This is a genomic window from Pseudoalteromonas sp. SR45-6 (assembly GCF_014163545.1).
GTDB lineage: Bacteria > Pseudomonadota > Gammaproteobacteria > Enterobacterales > Alteromonadaceae > Pseudoalteromonas > Pseudoalteromonas rhizosphaerae.
In genome coordinates this window covers 1-1,659 of sequence record NZ_JACJDM010000125.1, presented here as the reverse complement: position 1 = coordinate 1,659, position 1,659 = coordinate 1, and the positions used below count along the sequence as shown (strand labels likewise).

Sequence of the window (1,659 nt, the reverse complement as noted above, 5' to 3'; positions counted from 1 at the left end):
GTAAACGTAGGTACAATCGGCCACGTTGACCACGGTAAAACTACCCTAACTGCAGCAATCACTAACGTACTTGCAAAAGTATACGGCGGTGTTGCTAAAGATTTCGCATCAATCGATAACGCTCCAGAAGAGCGCGAGCGCGGTATCACAATCTCAACTTCACACGTTGAATACGATACGCCTACTCGTCACTACGCACACGTAGATTGTCCTGGACACGCCGATTATGTTAAAAACATGATCACTGGTGCTGCTCAAATGGACGGCGCTATCCTTGTTGTTGCTGCGACTGATGGCCCTATGCCACAAACGCGTGAGCACATCCTTCTTTCTCGTCAAGTTGGCGTTCCTTACATCATCGTATTCATGAACAAATGTGACATGGTTGATGACGAAGAGCTACTTGAACTAGTTGAAATGGAAGTTCGTGAACTTCTTTCTGAGTACGATTTCCCAGGTGATGACTTACCACTAATCGCTGGTTCTGCGCTTAAAGCGTTAGAAGGCGAGAAAGAGTGGGAAGACAAGATCATTGAGCTTGCAGACGCACTTGATTCTTACATCCCAGAGCCAGAGCGTGACATCGATAAGCCATTCATCATGCCTATCGAAGACGTTTTCTCAATCCAAGGTCGTGGTACTGTTGTAACTGGTCGTGTTGAAGCTGGTATCATCCGCATCAATGACGAAGTAGAAATTGTTGGTATCAACGATACAACTAAATCTACTTGTACTGGTGTTGAAATGTTCCGTAAACTACTTGACGAAGGTCGTGCTGGTGAGAACATTGGTGCACTTCTACGTGGTACTAAACGTGAAGACGTTGAACGTGGTCAAGTACTAGCTAAGCCTGGTTCAATCAACCCACATACAACATTCACTTCAGAAGTATACGTACTTTCTAAAGATGAAGGTGGTCGTCATACTCCATTCTTCAAAGGTTACCGTCCACAGTTCTACTTCCGTACAACTGACGTAACTGGTGACGTACAGTTACCAGATGGCGTAGAAATGGTAATGCCTGGCGATAACGTTAAGATGACTGTAAAGTTAATCTCTCCAATCGCAATGGATGAAGGTCTACGTTTCGCAATCCGCGAAGGTGGCCGTACTGTAGGTGCTGGTGTAGTAGCAACTATCGTAGAGTAATAATTAACTTTTAAGTTAATTATTAGAAAAAAGGTCACTTAGGTGGCCTTTTTTAATGCCTACGATTTACGTCATGTGAAGGTGGCGCTGTGACCCATAGGCGTAGGTGCTTTGTAGCAACGTTCAATGAGTAATAATTAACTTTTAAGTTAATTGTTAGGAAAAGGTCACTTAGGTGGCCTTTTTTAATGTCTGCGATTTACGTCATGTGAAGGTGGCGCTATTACCTTAGGCGTAGGTGCTTTGTAGCAACGTTCAATGAGTAATAATTAACTTTTAAGTTAATTATTAGAAAAAGGTCACTTTGGTGGCCTTTTTTAATGTCTGCGATTTGAGCTGTAAGCCTTAAGCGGTAAGTTTTAAGTTGCTCGGCGTTAATATGTACTTGTAGGCGAGTGGCTTGCCACCGCGTTTATAACAGAAAGTAAATATATTAAATTTTCTTGCTATTTAAGTTGAGGAGATCTAGATTTTTACCGCTTACCGCTTACCGCTTACCGCTTACCGCTT

General features: G+C 42.9%; 1 protein-coding gene. It reads left to right on the top strand.

Annotated elements, in window-relative coordinates:
- On the top strand, positions 1-1,149 hold a 1,149-nt coding region (gene tuf, locus H5158_RS22405; protein ID WP_145238324.1), incomplete at its 5' end, for an elongation factor Tu.
- Positions 1,150-1,659: the final 510 nt, after the last annotated feature.